The organism is Alteromonas sp. ABM1_013, assembly GCF_056160505.1.
The window spans coordinates 667,656-686,525 of the sequence record NZ_JBSWXH010000003.1 but is presented as its reverse complement, the minus strand read 5'-3'; the positions used below and the strand labels follow the sequence as shown (position 1 = coordinate 686,525).

Annotated in this window: 13 protein-coding genes; 3 read left to right on the top strand and 10 right to left on the bottom strand. The window is 44.3% G+C overall.

Annotated elements, in window-relative coordinates:
• Positions 1-3: 3 nt before the first annotated feature.
• Positions 4-747, bottom strand: coding sequence for a methyltransferase (locus ACXAGK_RS11315; RefSeq protein WP_474856315.1), 744 nt, complete (start codon positions 745-747; stop codon positions 4-6).
• A gap of 15 nt (positions 748-762) precedes the next feature.
• Positions 763-1,524, bottom strand: coding sequence for a Nif3-like dinuclear metal center hexameric protein (locus ACXAGK_RS11310; RefSeq protein WP_474856314.1), 762 nt, complete (start codon positions 1,522-1,524; stop codon positions 763-765).
• Positions 1,525-1,773: 249 nt separating this feature from the next.
• Here ACXAGK_RS11310 and ACXAGK_RS11305 point away from each other — a divergent pair, with 249 nt between their 5' ends.
• Positions 1,774-2,109, top strand: a complete 336-nt coding sequence (locus ACXAGK_RS11305; protein ID WP_474856313.1) for a hypothetical protein — start codon at positions 1,774-1,776, stop codon at positions 2,107-2,109.
• A gap of 96 nt (positions 2,110-2,205) precedes the next feature.
• Here ACXAGK_RS11305 and ACXAGK_RS11300 read toward each other — a convergent pair whose 3' ends face one another.
• The 4 genes from ACXAGK_RS11300 to ACXAGK_RS11285 form a co-directional block, all read right to left on the bottom strand.
• A complete protein-coding gene (locus ACXAGK_RS11300; RefSeq protein WP_179983413.1) occupies positions 2,206-2,829 on the bottom strand; it encodes a TetR/AcrR family transcriptional regulator in 624 nt (207 codons plus the stop codon).
• 106 nt (positions 2,830-2,935) lie between these two features.
• Positions 2,936-3,976 (bottom strand): protease SohB, encoded by a 1,041-nt coding sequence (gene sohB, locus ACXAGK_RS11295; protein ID WP_474856312.1) that lies wholly within the window; start codon positions 3,974-3,976, stop codon positions 2,936-2,938.
• Between the two features lie 119 nt (positions 3,977-4,095).
• Positions 4,096-6,621, bottom strand: coding sequence for an acylase (locus ACXAGK_RS11290; protein ID WP_474856311.1), 2,526 nt, complete (start codon positions 6,619-6,621; stop codon positions 4,096-4,098).
• Positions 6,622-6,861: 240 nt separating this feature from the next.
• Positions 6,862-9,459, bottom strand: a complete 2,598-nt coding sequence (locus ACXAGK_RS11285; protein WP_474856310.1) for a VolA/Pla-1 family phospholipase — start codon at positions 9,457-9,459, stop codon at positions 6,862-6,864.
• Between the two features lie 320 nt (positions 9,460-9,779).
• Between ACXAGK_RS11285 and ACXAGK_RS11280 the strand changes: the two genes are divergently transcribed.
• Positions 9,780-10,523 carry a YciK family oxidoreductase gene (locus tag ACXAGK_RS11280; protein ID WP_474806829.1) on the top strand — a complete coding sequence of 248 codons (744 nt, stop codon included), beginning with the start codon at positions 9,780-9,782 and terminating at the stop codon, positions 10,521-10,523.
• 96 nt (positions 10,524-10,619) lie between these two features.
• Here ACXAGK_RS11280 and glnS read toward each other — a convergent pair whose 3' ends face one another.
• On the bottom strand, positions 10,620-12,287 hold the full coding sequence (glnS, locus tag ACXAGK_RS11275; protein ID WP_474806831.1) for a glutamine--tRNA ligase: 1,668 nt from the start codon (positions 12,285-12,287) through the stop codon (positions 10,620-10,622).
• A 298-nt stretch (positions 12,288-12,585) separates the two neighbouring features.
• Here glnS and ACXAGK_RS11270 point away from each other — a divergent pair, with 298 nt between their 5' ends.
• The gene (locus ACXAGK_RS11270; RefSeq protein WP_474825517.1) at positions 12,586-13,608 is read left to right on the top strand and encodes a LacI family DNA-binding transcriptional regulator; all 1,023 of its coding nucleotides are present in this window, start codon (positions 12,586-12,588) and stop codon (positions 13,606-13,608) included.
• Positions 13,609-13,718: 110 nt separating this feature from the next.
• Here the strand turns inward: ACXAGK_RS11270 and ACXAGK_RS11265 are convergent, their stop codons facing one another.
• Genes ACXAGK_RS11265 through ACXAGK_RS11255 form a run of 3 tightly spaced genes read right to left on the bottom strand, consistent with a single transcriptional unit; the run spans position 13,719 to position 18,839 of the window.
• Entirely contained in the window at positions 13,719-15,419 is a 1,701-nt protein-coding gene (locus tag ACXAGK_RS11265; protein WP_474856309.1) for an alpha-amylase family glycosyl hydrolase, read from the bottom strand.
• A 1-nt stretch (position 15,420) separates the two neighbouring features.
• On the bottom strand, positions 15,421-16,902 hold the full coding sequence (locus ACXAGK_RS11260; protein ID WP_474856308.1) for an MFS transporter: 1,482 nt from the start codon (positions 16,900-16,902) through the stop codon (positions 15,421-15,423).
• Positions 16,903-16,940: 38 nt separating this feature from the next.
• A complete protein-coding gene (locus ACXAGK_RS11255; protein ID WP_474856307.1) occupies positions 16,941-18,839 on the bottom strand; it encodes a glycoside hydrolase family 13 protein in 1,899 nt (632 codons plus the stop codon).
• Positions 18,840-18,870: the final 31 nt, after the last annotated feature.

Below are 18,870 nucleotides of genomic sequence, written 5' to 3'. Positions count from 1 at the left end.
GGCTTATGGCTTTTCAAGAATGAGTTGAAAGTATTTTCCTAGCCACAAATAGGGCTCCTGTTGATGATACTGGCGTTCTAGGGCGAGAAGTTCGTCGAACTTGCTGCTTTGATGAGTAATATCCCGCATATAATCATGGAAACAGCGAATGCCAGCTTTTTCCAGTATGTTAAAACCTAACGACGCACAATACTCAACCACTCTCATTGCGCTAAGCGGCTGGTTGGGATTAAGTCTCACCTGCTTTTTCGCCTTCATTCCTTTGGCGATATAATCAAAATTACCGTAAATGGCATTGGCAAATAAATTCGCATCTTGATTAAAGAAACTTAAGCTTAAGCGCGCTCCGGGTTTCATATTGCTATACATAAAATTTATAGCGTCAAAGGGCGCATCTAGCCACTCTAGAACCGCATGACAAATCACAAAATCGAAATCACTAAGGTCTTCTATTTGTTGTAAATATTGATGTCGTATTTTTATATTTGGCGCGTCAGAAAGTAAAGACTCTGCTTGATTAAGCACATCTTTTGACGCATCGGTGAGCACAACAGAGTGTCCTTTTGCGGCTATATGAGCCGTCATTACCCCTGTGCCCCCACCTATTTCGATGGCTCGAAGCGGCGCTTTTAAATAAGGTTCAAGCACATCACATAATAATGTGTGCCGCAATTTGCCCTTGGTGGTCCCGTAAATATTGTTTGAGAACTTCTCAGCAATACCGTCGAAGATACGATCGTTATTCATATACTACATACTTCGCTATGCAGGGTTATCGATATCAATAAACTCAACAGGCACGTTGAATTGCTGCTCAATGTGTTCGCCTAAAGACTTCACGCCGTATCGTTCGGTAGCATGATGGCCTGCCGCAAAAAAGGTAATACCCATTTCTCTTGATGTATGCACGGTTTGCTCAGAGACTTCACCAGTAATGAATGCATCCACACCCAGCTCAACCGCTTGTTCTATAAACCCTTGACCACCGCCAGTGCACCAAGCAAGCGTTGTAATTGGTTTTGATACAGGGCCTTCTATAAGTACATCTCGCCCTAACAACTGTTGCAGCTTATCTTGTAAAGCCACGCCTTCAATTGCTTCCTCAAAATTCCCTTGCATAACAACACCCACAGGTTTTACGCCGCTGACTGCACTTATATTTTGAATATCGAGAAGAGACGCAAGCTGACGATTGTTACCAAGTTCTGGGTGAACATCTAAAGGAAGATGGTAAGCAAACAAATTTAGATCATTGGCGAGTAAAGCAGAAAGGCGGCGCTTTTTCATACCGGTTACAGCCTGCGATTCACCTTTCCAAAAGTAACCATGATGCACAATAAGTGCATCGGCGTTAGCTTCTATCGCCGCATCTACTAAAGCCTGTGATGCAGTAACGCCTGTTACAATTTTCTCTATTTTGCTTGTGCCCTCTACCTGTAAGCCATTTGGGCAATAATCGCTGATTTCGCTAACCCTTAACATTCCATCAAGATAATTTTGTAGTTCTAGGCGGGTAATAGACACAAGTCCTCCGGTTGAAAGTTAGACAAATTGTTAAAAAAACGCTATAAAATACGCGAACGTTTCGTATAACACCTATAAGTCGACAAACGCTTATTGCAGGAAAACGGGAAAAAGTGGATTGTTTAAATCACTGCCTACTTTTAATTCGTTTTATCGGTAACGTGTTGCGCTTTAATCAATCAGCTGTCACTTAATGGTATTACAAGTCAAAAACGTTCGTCATCTTAACAAAATAAAGAGCAAAAAAGCATGGCAAACTTAGACAAAGATGCAGTTATCGCGGCTTTCACTGAAGCCTATAAAAAAGCTAATGGCAAAGCGCCGACTATTGAAAGTAAGAGCGGTTGGTACAGCGTAGATGGCGGCAAAAATATGCGCCTAGCACAGCTTCAGGAAATGGCAGAATCGCTAGCATCGAATTCGTCTGAAAAAACAGAAACGAAGAAAGAGAAAAGCGATACCAAAGCAAAAGCCAAACCTGCTACGAAAAAAGCATCAGCTTCTAAAAAATCAGGTTTCTCAGTTAAGGATTTTTGGGCTGAGAAGCTAAACGCTGAAGCACCTGGCGCGACTCTTCCCCGCTAGCTTCAACATGCATTTCTCATAACGCCTATTTCACACTATGCCTAGCCTTCATTTTGGAGGCTAGCGCTTTGTTCATACGTAAGCTATAAAAATGGTTTATTTGCCGGCAAGTCCCTGAGCGACAAATGGAACAAGATGCTGGATGACTTCTTTTATATCTACGTGTTTATGAAAATCGGACTCAGCGATTTCAGTTAATGCCTGACTCGATGCCATCGAAAAGACAAAACTTCCCATCGCAAAATGCAGTCGCCAGAACAATTCTTCCTCAGGAAGTTCAGGTAAACAGCGCCTGATAGCGTCTACTAGAGCGCGTATACAGTCACCGTAATCATGCATCAAAAACTTACGCAAGTGCCCTTGTGTTTCGTTATATCCTCGGCCGAGCAATTTTACAAAGGTGGCAGTGCCCTGTTCGGATATAGCATTAAGATTTAACATGGGGGGGATAAGCGAATATAAAAGCTGTTCAACGCCTTTGGCGCCTTCAATAGGCGGGAGAGCGTCTAAGCAAGTCTTAACTTGTGGCATAAGCTCATCAAAGTATCGCTTAAACACCGCTTGTATTAAGTTTTTCTTGCTACCAAAATGGTAATTCACCGACGCCAGATTTACTTCTGCTCTGGCAGTGATTTCCCGCATCGAGGTTTGGGTAAACCCACTTTGAGAAAACAAGTATTCTGCCGCATCTAATATATCGTTTTTAGTATGCCGTGCCATATTCTTTTTATTATCTTTTGTCGGTTAAAAATTTAACGTCCATCTGTGCTTATTGACGGTGGGTGCTATACGTCATGCCGTAATCAACACAGATGGTTTATAGCTATTAAAACCAATGACGCGCTTTGTTCATACTTTTCATAAACACACGCTCAACCACACTCGCTGCTGACATACCAAGCTTTTCCGCAACGTTTTTCTTCACAGCATACTTAACGCTGAATATTTCGCGTGCGGGGTAATGCGAAAGAATGTAGTCATCGGACGTCGTTATATCGTCAACCAAGCCAAGTGTCTTTGCCTTGATCCCTGGCCAGTATTCACCAGTAGCTACTTTGTCTATATCCATTTCAGGACGCTGACTTTGCACGAAGTCTTTAAAGAGCACATGAATCTCTTCAATTTCCTCTCTAAATTTAGCGCGACCTTCATCGTTATTTTCACCGAAAATCGTTAGCGTGCGCTTGAACTCTCCGGCGGTATGCTGCTCAAATTCTATATCGTTTTTCTTCAGCAACTTATTGAAGTTAGGCAATTGAGCTAGAACGCCAATGCTGCCGATATATGCAAACTGTGACGCTAACAACTTATCGGCAACACACGCCATCATATAACCACCACTTGCCGCAACTTTATCTACGGCAATGGTTAATTTCAGCCCCTTTTCTTTAATGCGCTGTAATTGCGACGCAGCAAGTCCATAGCCATGTACTACGCCACCGCCACTTTCAAGGCGTACTAAAACTTCGTCTTCTTTATTTGCTACGCATAAAATCGCAGTGATCTCTTCACGCAGGTGCTCGACCTCATTGGCATCCATAGACCCTTTAAAGTCGATAACATATAACCGAGACTTTTCAGACTCTTCACCCTGCTCTTTTGCCTTGTTCTTAGCCTTGCTCTTCGCTTTGGCCTCTTTTTTCTGTTCTTTAGCTAACTTTTTTAATGCGTTTTTATCTAAAAGGACTTCTTTAGCGTAGTTTGTAATGTCCTTTAACTGCTCAGATATAGACACGATTTCAAGTTGCCCTTTCCCCTGCTTCTGTTTACTTGCTACACCAACTATGGTGGATACAACAACAACGAAGGCGACAACTAACGTTACTGCTTTGGCAACAAACAAACCGTACTCGTACAAAAACTCCAAACTTTACTCCTAGTAAAATAAACGGGTAAGCAAGGTTGTTTACCCACAACATAAAGAGCGGCCTTACCCAATATAAGGCAAAGCCGCTGATGTAATTGCGTTATAATACCAGTCTCATCTTATTCTGACGATAGGTTAACCTGCTCTATCTTATTTGCTTCAATCTCTTCATCAGTGAAATAGATATCCCGCAGTGTGGGTTGTGTAGAATAAAGTTGTGTTTGGTCTAAGAAGTGCTCACTGCCATATTTACGAGACTGTGAGTAAGTCAATATACCTCGGCCCTTTGGCCCTTCATCGGTGAAGTTGATAACCATAGCCCAACTTGTGCCATAGTTAATGTGATAGCCCTCAGCTTCAGCACTCATTGCCGTATTACTGTTTATTGTTTCGTAGCTATGTCTCGGCAACTGGGTTCCATTTCTACTGCTACTAACATCAAATACGTTAAAGCCACCTTCAATGTTGTGTGCGCCAGCCCACGGTATTTTAACACCTGAGGCAGAACCATCGGGTAAGCTACGTTCGACAAATTGCACTTCACCGAGCGGGGCATCAAATGCTACCCCAGCTTGTTCGATGACCTGCGTAGCTCGCGCTAATTGCTCTAAAGTAGTATCATTTTTTACTAAACCCGATGGCGTAGTCACGGGGGCATCAAGAGAGAACGGTACTTCCCACTGGGGATCTTGGTTAAACTGAAAGGCAAATTCTCTGAATACGTGTGCACCAGTACTCGCGAGGTTCATTGTACCGTCCCAGTCCTCTAGTGCTGCACAGGCTTGTGATACATCAACACTAGCTCCATCAACATCTACTGGTGTATCACCTTGATCTGCGCATAGTTCAAGGAGAGATGGCAATATGTTCTCTGCCAAGTAGCTTCGGTTATTTAATAATAGCCCTTCAACTTCCTCAGGTGTGAAAGTACCATCACTTCCAGCTTCATTTTCAATAAAATGCTGCCCTAAACGTGAACGCAGTGTTTGCTGATATTCCACGCTACCAAACAACGGGTTGCTCACAACAATCGGTGAATTTAAATTGGTTAACCAGTAGCTGTCGTTTGAATTTTGAACCGAGTCTGTTCCCTCGTATTTCGGCGCCTCTTCATAAGGAACCGGGCCTTCAAAATCAAATTGAGAAATATTACCCGGCAATACGGTAAAACCGGCTGCCGCTTTAGTTTGAATCAGCAAGGGGTTCGTTGTTAGTTGTTCAATTGCAGTTTCAGTTAAGTTCGGTACGGTTGAATCGTCAATATAGAATACCTGGCCATCGGCTGATGCCGCCATTGTGTTATTGAAAATAACCCCATCATAGTCTTTAAACGCCTGCTTAAATTCGTCCATTGACGTAGCCATATTCATGGCAAGCCAATGATCAACAATATCAAAGTTAGGCAGATTGGCGTCTTTAATGGCAAACGCATTGTTTGAGTTCCAATCGAAGTTACCAGGCACTTCAATCATTGGGCCGTAGTTCGTGTAGTATGCGGTTTTATTAAGCTTGATGGTTTGCCCGCCACCTATAGCAACGTCAATTTGAAGGGGTTTTTCATAGATAGTGCGTTTGCTTCCGTCAACTAAATGGGTAAGACCTGATGCATCATCTTCATCAAGGGTTAGCTGATACACAACGAAATGTTCAGCAGTTGAGAATGTGTGAGTCCAGGCTACGTTGTCATTGAAACCAATGTTTACCGCGCCGGGTAACCCTGTGAGGGAGCCACCTGTAACATTCAAATGACCAGGTACTTGTGCGTGAAAGTTCCAAAAACGTAGGTTACCTGTATGAGGGAAATGGGGGTTACCTAATACCATTCCCTTCCCGTTAGTGGTTTTATCGCTGCCTAACCCCCATCCATTAGACCCCATTTCTTGAGGATTTCTGTCAGGCAGCCCCACTGTTGGCGAAATCGTAAATGTAGAGACAACTTCACTTGATGACTCGGCAGGTGTTGGTAAATAGCTCTCACCTTGTGGCGCAGCAATAAACATTGGGCCTAAAAAGTTTGCTGCGCCGGGTAAAAGCGCCACGCCCAAGGAATATGTTAGAAGGTCAACGCTATCAATTTCTGTTACCCAAGGTTGTCCTGCACAGCTTTGATCTTGCTCTTCTACAGGCGTTTCATTTAAGTATCTGTTATACCCTGCCGTATACCCCTGAAACATTGCGCGAGAATTTGCAGACAAACGCGGTAAATTCTCTTCCGCGAGCTCTTTAATACCGAGTGTTAAAAAGCCGAAGTCGTTGATAAGGTGCTCAGAGTCGCCGCTACCAGGCACCTGGTCTGGGCCAAAAAACTTGGCCCGTTCAGAATTGTATTTCACAATTTGGTCAGCCAGTACGCAAAGGTTATCTCTTGCAAAGGCGTAACCTACCCCATACGCCATGCTCTCGAGGTTATCAGCTTTTACATGCGGAACACCGTAGGTTGTCCATGTTACGTCAGCAGACAAAGTACCATCCGGTGAAAAAGCAGGAATAGGTGTTGGAGCAGGTTCAGGTGTAGTAGCCGTGGGTGGCGCTGGTTGCTCTATATTTGAAAAATCGTTGTCGTTATCGCCACATGCAGTTAATAGACCGGCAATTGAAAGTGCAATTAGCGTACGCTTAGCAGAGAATGACTGTTGGTTGATCATCGCAAATGTTCCCTAATGATGAATGAATATGGTCAATGGCTTCTATTTCTCTTTTCCATTAACGGAGTTAATTATTGTCTCTAGAATACTCATCGGACCATTATTTACACTACATTAACATTGCAAAACATTCAAATAACATTCTGCTTTTAAAGACAAAAAAGCCGGCTACTACGCCGGCTTTAACTCGATAAAATGTAAGCAGTTGTAACTCTGCTTTGTCGACCGCATTAGAGAGGACTAGTTTGCAACAACACTCTCATCAGAAATTGGAAGTGCTAGCGCGTCAGACGCAATATAACCTGCCACTTCTTTTTGCATTTCTGTAGTTACCGCTGCACTTGATGCTGGACTTAAGCTAGAAGCATGTGCGCCGCTATTGAACTGCACAATACCGCTAATTGGGTCTGTACCAGGCCCTTGGGTAGTAGTGACTTGCTCTAGACCAATTGTCGCTGCTAACGGAAGCTGACCAGAAAGCGGTAACGCTGTGGAAACTGGAATTACCTGATCAGGTAAGTTTTCTTCGCTACCATCACCTACAACCGTCATCATGTGAACCGGTGTATTACTTCCTAGCGTTTGTGCATAGTTAGTTGGGTCACCAGCATCCATTACTGTTTGCGCGGCGAATGCAAATTCCGCAAATACTGCGTTTACTTCAGCGGCTTGCTCTGCAGTTAGATTATCTTCAAAAATAGTAACCGCCGCACTAAGCTGCTCTTCAGTTACGTCAGTTGTTTCATAAAGTTGATTAAGCAATGCAACAAAGTCTTCTGATGCCTGTGAAAGCAACAAGCCTTTAATCAGAGGTCCGAATGAAGGAGATTCTAATAAGAATTGCGCTACGCCACCTCCCGGAGATTCAAGAGATGCTTGTCTAACAGCAAACATACCGTCAAGCGCAGCTAAATCGCCACCCATTGATGTGTTTGCTACTGCAGCAAAGTTACCACCAGTCATTGCGCCTAGCGACACACCCATAACAGACACACGTGACATATCAAACTTAACATTTTGTGCTGCGGTTGTATCTACAACTGCATTAAGTCCTAAACGCAGCCCTAGTAAATCAGATACACTTTGACGTAAGTTGTCGCGGGCAGTTGGTAAGCTAGCAAGGTTCATGTAATGCGTTGCACTTACGCTTGTAGCGTTTAAGTCATCTGTACCGTCACCATCAAGGTCGAAACCTCGACTACCGTGTAAGGGTTGGTCGATAGCTACTGACGCAATACCTGCAAGTGAGAGCGTACCTGTAATCGCAAGCATGTCTTCTTTTTGACTGGTAATACCGTGGGCCAAAATCACCACTGGCCAGCCAGCTTCAGGCATGCTAATTGGGAAGCCTAGAGCGCCCGCAATTGCAGGGTCTGGGATAGTTACCTGTACGTCTAACGTTTCCGTCCCCATATTTCCGCCAGTTGGCTGTGGATACGGGTTAAATTTGGTAATATTCCTTGCGCTATCAAGCATTTCGCCATTTATTCGAACGTCTGCAAGGCCTAGTGAAGAACACATTGCTGCATTTGGACCTGGCTCAGCACTAGCAAGTAGCTCTTGCGGTGCACCAGCTAGCACGATGCCGCTGTCACACGCCGCCTTCCAGAAATCATTTACTGGCGCTAATGGGTTTTCAGCACTTGGTACACCCAAGAAATAAGGCAATGCGATATTACCTTCATAGCGTTGTGCCGCACAAAATGGCCCTGCTTGCGCTAAAATGCCTGTTGATACGCCAACAGCAAATTCGTTCAACGCGCCCCACTGAGCCTCTAGTTGACCCGACGCTGTACCAGCAAGACCTGCACAGGTTTCGAGTAGACTAAAATCAGTTGCATCAATGGCTGCTTGTATGTTGTCTGGCAGACCTTGTTTGCCAAGTTCAACCGCGCCCGCTACAACAGTTTCGTTCACTAGGCCTAAAGCTTCCATGGCATTTGGCGCAGCAGACACATCGCTAACGGTGATCGCCGGAAGTGCAGCTGGTGCTGACGGATCGCCGCCAGCTGCAAGCTGAGCGAAGGTACCAATCATTACCTTTTTAATTGTATCAAGTGAATTTCCTACCGATTGTGTAGTAAACGCAGAGACATAGGTTAAATCTTCGCGGGCAAAGCCAGCTTGCAGAAGCGGGTTAACATAAGAATTAACCAAAGCCTGTAGGTCTAACTGAGAAGCGCTTGATAGCGGATCGGTATTTATATCTTGTCTTACCAAATCCCAAGTTGTTGAACCCTGAACAGACTTACCTGAAGAATCTTTCAAGTCTGTTGTCATAACCAGCATGTAACCCTGACCCGGCTTAAGGGGCTTTAACGGAACAAATGTAATGGTATTGCTATCGGCGAGGCTAAGGACATAATCCACGCCAAAAGTGAGTTGATCACCTAACTTACAACCTGCCGAAGGCGTAGATACCTGCGCACAGTCTGGGTCGCTTTGATCAAGCCCTAATGTTGCTTCAAATAATAATACGCCAGATGCTAGCGTGCTTTCGTCTAACGATGCGCCTGCAGGCGTTTCAACATTGATAACAAAAGGATGCTGCGTAGACCACCCGTCCAGCACATTGAGTGCATTTTGCGGATCAGCGAAATCTGTGGGATCAGCCACTGGAATGTTGAGTGTATAATCAAAGAAACCGTCATCGCCAGGAAGCATTAGAAGGTCATTTGGAATATTCAGATTCCCATTGGCTGGGTCAAAAAGGATCCGGGAAAATGGTGTTTGGACTTCTGTTTCGGCTTGAATGTCGGAAAGGGTTTCATCGGAGCCACCACAGCCTGCTAGACCCAGCGCAAGGGCCACACTGGAACTTAATACGAGTTTTCTCATCTCTACTCCCTACAAGCATTGTTGTTATTCTGTGTTTAAAACTTAACTCTATTAAAAGTAGCTTGGTCTACCCTGTATCTACAGGTGTAGTTGATAGTTTTAAACATGTTAGACCAGTTGTATCTTCCTCAATCTTATTGACTTTGTTTCAACTTTGCAAAGTTTTGTTAACTACTTTTGTTAACTTTTTTTACGTTTGAAGAATTTTTCATTCATTGTTTTACTTGTGGGCTAGGCTGGGTATGATCTGAGGTCATATTCTCAGTTGGGCATAAAAGCCCCACGCAAAGCGATGAAAATTAACCTTTTAAAGGAAAATGATGAACGATTACAACGCACCAGCGAATTTACTACGCGATAAAGTTATTCTTATCACCGGGGCTGGCGATGGAATTGGTGCTCAAGCTGCAAAGACATATGCTGCACACGGCGCTATTTGTATTCTATTAGGGCGCACCGTGTCGAAACTTGAAGCCGTGTATGACGATATTATCGCCGCAGGCGGTCAGGAACCTGCCATTGTTCCTTTAGACATAAAAGGTGCAACGCCTTCTCATTATCAACAGATGACGCAGACCATTATTGACCAGTTTGGTCGACTAGATGGTGTCCTTCACAATGCCGGCATTCTAGGTCACCTAAGTGCATTCAAAGATATTGATGCGCAAGAGTGGCAAGACGTAATGCAGATAAACCTTAACGGCATGGTCTATATGACGCAGGCTCTTATCCCAGCATTAGAAAAAGCGGAGAATGCATCAGTTATTTTCACTACATCAAGTGTAGGAAGAAAAGGTCGCGCATTTTGGGGAACATACGCTGTATCGAAGTTCGCTACAGAAGGCGTAATGCAAACTCTGGCAGATGAATATCAAAATAAGACGCTGCGTTTCAACTGTATTAATCCAGGCGGCACCCGCACACACATGCGTGCACAAGCTTTTCCTGCAGAAAATCCGGATACACTTAAAACACCAGAAGATATTATGCCTATGTATCTTTACCTAATGGGTGATGAAAGTAAGGAAGTAAACGGTCAGTCTCTTGATTGCCAGCCGAAGTAATTAATTAAACATTATACTTTAATAAACAAAAACCGCTTAAGTTGGAACTTAAGCGGTTTTTTCATTTAAGCATATAGCGCGCAATCAATAATTATATTACTCGCCTATTTTCGCCCATGTGTCTCTTAGCCCTACCGTGCGGTTGAAGACGGGTTTATCGTCTGTGCTATCTTTATCTACACAGAAGTAACCAGTACGTTCAAACTGCCAGGCGCCAACGTCAGGAACACTGCTAGCGAGTCCTGCTTCTACCCAGCCTTGTTTAATTTCAAGCGAACCAGGGTTTATTGCATTGGTGAAGTCTTCTTCAGCCGCCGGATTAGGCACGTTAAACAAACGGTCATACAGTCTAAATTCTGCTGCCTGTGCCGTTGCTGCGTCCACCCAGTGAATAACGCCTTTGACCTTACGCCCATCAGCTGGATCTTTACCCAATGTTTCTGGGTCGTAAGTACAGTAAACAGTAGTTACATTGCCGTCTTCATCTTTTTCAACGCGATTAGCTTTAACCACATAGGCGTTACGTAGACGTACTTCTTTATCTAGTACTAAGCGTTTAAACTTTTTGTTTGCCGATTCACGGAAGTCTTCAGCTTCAATATACACTTCGCGGCTAAAGCTAATGCTACGCGTACCCATGGTTTCATCATTAGGATGATTCGGTGCAGTCAGCGTTTCTGTCTGCCCTTCATCGTAATTTTCAATAACAAGCTTAATTGGGTCTAATACCGCCATCGCACGCGGTGCATTAGCATTTAAGTCATCGCGAATACAAGCTTCCAACATAGACATTTCAACCATGTTGTCCATCTTGGTCACGCCAATTCGCTTACAGAACTCAACCACAGAACCTGGTGTATAACCACGACGACGTAAGCCCGCTATAGTAGGCATACGGGGATCATCCCACCCGCTGACATGATTTTCATCGACTAGTTGAATAAGACGGCGTTTGCTTAATACCGTGTACTCAAGGTTAAGACGGGAAAACTCATACTGACGAGGCGTACAGTCAATTGAGATATTTTCGATAACCCAATCGTAAAGACGACGATTGTCTTGGAATTCTAATGTACATAATGAATGCGTGATCCCCTCGATAGCATCCGAGATACAGTGAGTAAAATCATACATTGGATACACACACCATTTATCACCGGTTTGGTGATGGTGTGCATGTTTGACTCGGTAAATTACCGGATCGCGCATACACATGAACGGCGACGACATGTCGATTTTGGCGCGCAAACTACATTCGCCTTCTTTGTAATCGCCTGCCGTCATCTTGGCAAACTCACGAAGGTTAGTTTCGACGTCTGTGTCGCGATAAGGGCTATTTTGACCTGGCTCTTTAAGCGTACCACGCATCTCGCGCATGACTTCTTGCGCAGAAAAATCGACGTATGCTAAACCTTTTTCGATAAGCTCAACCGCATATGCATGTAATTGATCAAAATAATTCGATGAATAACGCGCTTCGCCATCCCAGGTAAATCCAAGCCACTGAACGTCTTCTTTTATAGAATTAACGAACGTAATGTCTTCTTTTGCAGGGTTAGTATCGTCAAAGCGCAAATTGCACGAGCCTGTGTAGTCTTGTGCAATACCAAAATTCAAGCAAATAGACTTGGCATGACCAATATGTAAGAAGCCATTCGGCTCTGGTGGAAACCGAGTTTTAATAGCGTCGTGTAGACCACTAGCCAGGTCTTTATCAATAATCTGACGGATAAAATTGGTCGGACGGTGTTCAGTCTCGGCCATTCGCTTGTTCCCCTTATGCACGTAATATTTCAAAATCGCTCCGAGTATAACACTCTCGCAATTACTTCAACCATGTTTTATTCAAAGAAGCCTAACAAGTGATTGATTTAAGAGCGATCCACATAAAGAGCGCACTATAAAAACTACAACAAAACCCTCTGGAATGTACTTGATGAGCAACGCTTCATTAATTTTGATTAGCAATTAAGCGCATATATAGCAAAAAGCACGCGCTATTCGAAAAATATGGTAATCTAATTTAGCGACAACATTGTCGTAGCAGCAAAACATGGTGTTTATGAAAGAAAAAGCAACCTCTTTTGATATTGCCCACTTGGCAGGGGTTTCTCAATCAACGGTTTCGCGAGCGTTAAACAACAGCCCGCTGGTTAACCAAGAAACTCGCGACCGCGTTCAACGCATTGCCCGGGAACTTAATTACAAGGTAGATAAGAACGCCAGTAATTTAAGAAAACAAAAGAGCAGCACAATTGCCCTACTCTTGTTTGAAGATCCAACGTCTGACGACTCAATGATCAACCCTTTCTTTTTGGCGATGCTCGGTAGTATTACTCGCGCTTGTGCGCAAGCAAACTACGATCTTCTTGTATCGTTTCAGAACTTAGAAGACGACTGGCACGCGGAATACGAAGATTCAAACAAGGCCGACGGGATTATTTTGTTGGGCTATGGTGACTACACTGACTATCAAAACAAAGTCGCTCAGCTTGAATCGCAAGGTACGCATTTTGTTCGCTGGGGTGCACCTGATGAAGCGCACCCGGGTGTAAGTATCGGGTGTGATAACTACCAAGGTGGTCAAAGCATTACCTCACACCTCATCGAACTGGGTAAAACATCGTTTGCCTTTATTGGTGATAATGGCGAGCACGCACCGGAATTTAAAGCACGCTTTGACGGGTATTTTAAAACATTACAATCTCATGGCTTAGCGCAATCAAGTGTTCAGCGTAACGCCATTTCTACCGAAGATGCTGGCTCAGAAGCAGTGAGATCATTGCTGGAAGCAGGCGAACTACCTGAAGCTATTGTCTGTGCATCAGACCTTATTGCTATGGGGGTTTTACGTGCGCTGCGCCAAGCGAAAGTGAATGTTCCGGACGATGTTGCTGTGGTGGGTTATGACAATATTGCGGTGTCTGCTTACACGACACCTTCGCTTACCACTGTGCAGCAAAACACGAAGCTTGCCGGTGAGCTATTGGTAAATACCCTATTGAAAGCGATAAACAATGAAGAGGTAGAGGATTACTTAATGCCAGCCGACATTATTGTACGTCAATCTTGTGGCAGCGAATAAACGACTTAAGCTTGTACTCTATCTAAATAGCAAACTAATCAAATAAAAAGCCCCGAACGTCTAACGCTTAGGGCTTTTTTTGACTCTCTATTAATTGTGCTTTGAATGCTTTATTGACGGGCCAGCTGATGTTTTATTTGAGAGAGCAGCCCTGAGTTGGTAGGTTTGCCCTCGAGAACCCAAACTTGAACGCCATTAGCCTTAACCGTAGCGGTTAACGCAGTGCCGTTCGCTACGACCTGGGTTTGCCCAGACAATTGTTCTACCCAATTGCCCGACTGCATTAGGCTACTCACCTCAAACGACTGGGGTTCATCACCCTTGTTTAGTAACACAAGCGCTGTTTGCTGCGCATCTTTAGTGTCGACAACGCGATAGAATGCGGCACGATGACCGCTAAGCTCTAGATTAACCTGCACACCGCGCTGCAAGGCGACAGTATTTTTACGTACGTTGGCGATTTTTGTTAGCGCTTGTTGAATACGATGACTCTTAGCCTGATTAATGCGTTCTTGACCAAGGTAGTTACGATTACCGGCATGTTCAGCCGTACCGCGCATGAAGCCTATCTCAGAGCCCATGTAAACAACCGGTATACCACGAACAGTAAACAGCCAGTTGTGCGCATTAATAAACCCTTTATCTGTTGCGTTAATGCGCGCCATATCATGGTTGTCATAAAACGTGGTTAGTTCATAGGGGTTATTATAAGGGCCGTGAGTAAGATGAAGTACCTTTTCTAAGTCTGCAAAATCGCTTTTAAGCGGCTTTTCAAACACGCTTACCATGGCTTTTTGCATAGGAAAGTCTAGAACGCTTACGCCGCCATTTTTAGGTAACGTATGCTGCGCAATATTGTTAGCTTCGTAGTCGAACGCTTCGCCAAACATAAAAAAGTCTGGGTTTTGTTTGCGAATACGGTCAGACGCTTCACGCCAAAATGAATGCGGTACGTGCCTTATGGTATCTATTCTAAATGCATCAGCGCCTTGCGATATCCAAAAAAGATAACTGTTAATTAAATAATCCCGAACTGCTGGGTTCTCGTCATCCAGATTTGAAAGCTTGACTAAATCTGGATAGTTGTGAAAAAAGCTATGCAGCGGGTTGTTTTTAGGATCTAACTCTTCAGGTGCTAGGTTTTGATGGTCAGCAACTAAGTTTCCATCTTTATCGTAAAGCTCACCATAACCTGGCAAGTCTTCTTTCATGGTAAAGCTTGGTGTGCCGTGATTTGCAACGATATCAAACACTGACTTAAGGCCGTGTTCGCGCATCTTCGCGGTATAGTCACTTACGCTCAAATCGTCACTTACTAGATGCTCATCAGCTTTATAAAAGTTTGTCGCCCAATAACCATGATAGCCAGTTTTACCGCCGTCTTTAAATGCACCACCATAAGTAATAGGCTCGTCGCCGTTAAACGCATAGTCAGGGTTATCGTGAACAGGCGTCATCCATACGGCTGTGAAGCCCATATCTTTAATGTAATCAGCGTTATTCAAGATACCTTGTAAATCACCGCCCATGTAACCCACATAGGCTTTTTGACCGTCGGGACCTTCAAGCGGTAGCTGCCAAGTGGGGTGTTCCCCGCCTTGGTCTTCGTGGTTATTTGAAGCGTCGCCGTCGACAAAGCGATCAGTTACCACAAAGTAAACTGCCTCGCTAGCGAAGGGCGTACTGGTGCCTACAATAGCCTGAGCGGTATGCTTTTCACTATTGTCTAAGGACGATGTAGCCGTGCTAGTGCAAGCAGAGCAAAATAAACCGGCTAACGTTAATGCAATTGCTGAACGTTTGAATAACATATTAAGCTCCCTGCTCAGCTTCAAGTTCTTGTTTATCCGTCTCTTTAACGAAAAAGACAGACACTGCGCCAATCAGCATAGAAACACCGGCCACGACAATTATGTACTTGGCATCGTTGTTAAATACACTGCTTAAGATCCAACCGGCAGTTAAACCTGAAACAATTTGCGGTGCAGCCACGGTGAAGTTGAATATTCCCATGTAAACACCCGTCTTGTTCGCGGGTAGTGCGCCGGCTAACATGGCGTAAGGCATAGCAAGAATTGCCGCCCACGCAATACCTACCCCTACCATTGGGATGAGTAGTTTCACTGCGCCTAACGGCACAGTTACTTCAGTAATAAGCAGGTTAACATTCACCATAGTAAGGTCTTGGAATAGTAAGAAACTTACATAGCTAAGGCCACCTAGCGCTAAAGACGAAGCGTATACAGTCTTGCGACCGAATTTATCTGCCAGCTTTGCTAAGAAAATGGAAAAAATAGCAGCGAACACAGAATATGCCGCGAAAAGTATACCTACCCAGTCACCAGCAGCACCTTTTGCCATAACAATAGTTTCAGGCACCATAGGCGCAGCGGCGATATAAGCGGGGTCAAACCATTGCTTATCTACGTTCCAAATATGTTGAGTAATCGCCGGTGTGGTGTAAACCCACATAATAAAAAGCGCAAACCAGGAGAAAAACTGAACAACAGCCAGTTGTTTCATGGTGGTTGGCATGTCTTTTACTAAAACGAAAAACTCACCTAAGCGCTGGCCAAGCGGTGCTTTAGCCTTACTTTCACTTGCAGGGGCTTCTTCGGTAAGGCCCTTGTAGCGATTGTATTCGTCTGGCGCATACTCTTTCGTGCGTATAACGGTCCAAATAACCGTACCTAGTAGTACAGTCGCACCGATATAGAATGCCCACATTACAGAAGGCGCAACCTCCCCCATTTGAGCGGTATTTTCTAGGCCTACCACATTAGTTAGAATGAACGGCAGTATAGAGCCAATTACCGCGCCGATATTGATAAGAAGCGACTGTATTGAATAACCTACGTTGCGCTGTGACGCTGGTACCATATCGGATACCAGTGAGCGGAAAGGCTGGAAACACACATTAAACGATGCATCCATCAGTGCAACCATTAAAGCGCCCATAAGCATAGGTGCTAAGAAGGCAACGAAGATCGGCGCATTGGGTAATAAGATCATACCTACCACCGCGGCTATCGCCCCAGCAAGTATAAACGGCCGGCGGCGGCCCAATCGATTCCAGGTTCTATCCGATGCCGAGCCAACAATAGGCTGTACAATCAAGCCCATAATGGGCGCTACAAGCCAAAATAGTGAGAGTGAATGAAGGTCTGCGCCTAGGTCCGATAGTATCCGACTGACGTTTGCGTTTTGCAGTGCAAAACCAAATTGAACACCCAGAAAGCCAAAGCTGACATTCCATATTTGCCAAAAAGAAAGGCGTGGTTGAGTTGCTTGCATATTTTGCTCTATTTATTGTTTTACTTTAATTGATACGGTTATTGCACAATGAACACGTTGGCCGACATCGCAGGAAGGCTTATGGTTTCAGAGGCGTTAAATGTTTGACCGTCGTTCACGCGCGTTATTGCTACACCTGTACCCAATACTTCTGCGTACTTTGCTAAAGGCAAATCTACCGGTTTTTTATTAAGGACAACCATAAGCTTCTGTTCTGTATCCTCGGCTACTCGAAAATATGTGTAAACCCCGTCTTCAGGCGCATAATGTTTAAGCTCACCTTTAAATAATTGAGGATGAGTTTGACGCAGCGCTAATAAGGTTTTTATACGCTCTTGCGCCCACAGTTCGTCACCAGAAAGGCCTTTACCGCTAAACGCATTTTTTTCGCTATCCGATGGCCACCCGCCAGGAAAGTCAGAGCGAATAATACCATGGTCTTCTGTCCCTTCATTGCCCATCAAAATCTCAGTACCGTAGAATACTTGAGGTATACCGCGTGTTGTTAAAAACAGCGTCATTGCCATATTCCATTTAGCTTTGTCGTTGTTTAGCTGGGTGAATATTCTGCTCATGTCGTGATTATCCGGAAAGATAACCAAATTATTCGGGTCACCATACAAGAAATCAGTAGCTAATGTTTCGTAAACCGTAATAAACCCTGAGTTCCAACTTTCGTCGTTATTAAGTGCTTCAACTACAGCAGTTTGAAGAGGGAAGTCCATTACAGAAGGCAACGCGCTATCATAATCATCGTGTCGCTGACTGCCTGCTTGCCAATAAGCCGTAATCGCAGGGTTTACCGACCACTCTTCCCCAACAATATTGAAGTTAGGATATTCCTTCATGATACGGTTGGTCCACTGACTTAAGAACCCTTTATCAGGATATGAATAAGTGTCTACTCGTATGCCACTCAGATTTGCTGTTTCCACCCACCAAATAGCATTTTGAATCAAATAATTTGCCAAATGTGGGTTGCGCTGGTTCAGGTCAGGCATGGTTGGTACAAACCAACCGTCACTAAACCCTTTGATATCGCTCGCTATGGCATGAGGGTCGTGAAGCGATTCACGCTTATGGGTAGTACCGACAAACTGTCCATTATTGTTTATCCAATCAGCAGACGGTGTATCCTCCATCCATACATGCTCACTACCGATATGATTAAGCACCATATCCATGATAACGCCAATGCCGTTTTCGTTGGCTTTTTTACTTAGCTTTACAAAAGCGTCATTAGAGCCAAAACGCGGGTCTATAGTGTAATAGTCGGTGGTTGAATAGCCATGGTAACTGTACTTTTCCATTGCATTTTCAAGCATCGGCATGGTCCATATTTGGGTGAACCCCATCTCTTTTATATAGTCGATGTTGTTAACAATGCCCTGAATATCCCCGCCATGACGTCCGCCTTTAAAGGCCCTATCTACTTTATCTTGATACCCATCAATGTTGTCATTTTCCACGCTGCCATTAGCGAATCGGTCAGGGGCAATTAGGTAAATGGCATCTTCAGGTCCAAAGCCTTCTCTCGACGACGAACCTTTAGCACGTTTTTTCAATGAATAGTGAATGTCCCGTGAACTACCGTCTTCGTCTTTCAACGTCAGTACCAATTCTTGCGGGTTCGCTTCAGCAAGATCTAACGTTACAAAAAGATAGTTTTCACTATCAAGTGCCCTGCTTTGCTTTATTTGGACACTGCCTTTTGAAACGGAAACCTTGTCATCGGCCACGTCTTTGCCAGAAATCATCAGTTCTACTTCATCATGTTGCATACCTGCCCACCAGTTGGGCGGGTAAACGTCTAGGTTATTTTCTTGTGAAGAAAAAGCAGAAAATGCAGGAAATAAAGTAGCAAGGCTCACAACGAGTGAGAGCGAGACACTGCGTGATGGGAAAATAGCATTAGTTACGCGGTTGCGATTAAACATATAGACACCGATGTTAAAAATACGTTAAGTG

What these genes read in the sequence shown, in the direction of transcription:
- ACXAGK_RS11300 (WP_179983413.1), bottom strand. Translation starts at nt 2,829, where the DNA reads ATGGCACGGCATACTAAAAACGATATATTAGATGCGGCAGAATACTTG.
- ACXAGK_RS11280 (WP_474806829.1), top strand. Translation starts at nt 9,780, where the DNA reads ATGAACGATTACAACGCACCAGCGAATTTACTACGCGATAAAGTTATT.
- ACXAGK_RS11305 (WP_474856313.1), top strand. Translation starts at nt 1,774, where the DNA reads ATGGCAAACTTAGACAAAGATGCAGTTATCGCGGCTTTCACTGAAGCC.
- ACXAGK_RS11255 (WP_474856307.1), bottom strand. Translation starts at nt 18,839, where the DNA reads ATGTTTAATCGCAACCGCGTAACTAATGCTATTTTCCCATCACGCAGT.
- ACXAGK_RS11285 (WP_474856310.1), bottom strand. Translation starts at nt 9,459, where the DNA reads ATGAGAAAACTCGTATTAAGTTCCAGTGTGGCCCTTGCGCTGGGTCTA.
- ACXAGK_RS11315 (WP_474856315.1), bottom strand. Translation starts at nt 747, where the DNA reads ATGAATAACGATCGTATCTTCGACGGTATTGCTGAGAAGTTCTCAAAC.
- glnS (WP_474806831.1), bottom strand. Translation starts at nt 12,287, where the DNA reads ATGGCCGAGACTGAACACCGTCCGACCAATTTTATCCGTCAGATTATT.
- ACXAGK_RS11265 (WP_474856309.1), bottom strand. Translation starts at nt 15,419, where the DNA reads ATGTTATTCAAACGTTCAGCAATTGCATTAACGTTAGCCGGTTTATTT.
- ACXAGK_RS11270 (WP_474825517.1), top strand. Translation starts at nt 12,586, where the DNA reads ATGAAAGAAAAAGCAACCTCTTTTGATATTGCCCACTTGGCAGGGGTT.
- ACXAGK_RS11290 (WP_474856311.1), bottom strand. Translation starts at nt 6,621, where the DNA reads ATGATCAACCAACAGTCATTCTCTGCTAAGCGTACGCTAATTGCACTT.
- ACXAGK_RS11260 (WP_474856308.1), bottom strand. Translation starts at nt 16,902, where the DNA reads ATGCAAGCAACTCAACCACGCCTTTCTTTTTGGCAAATATGGAATGTC.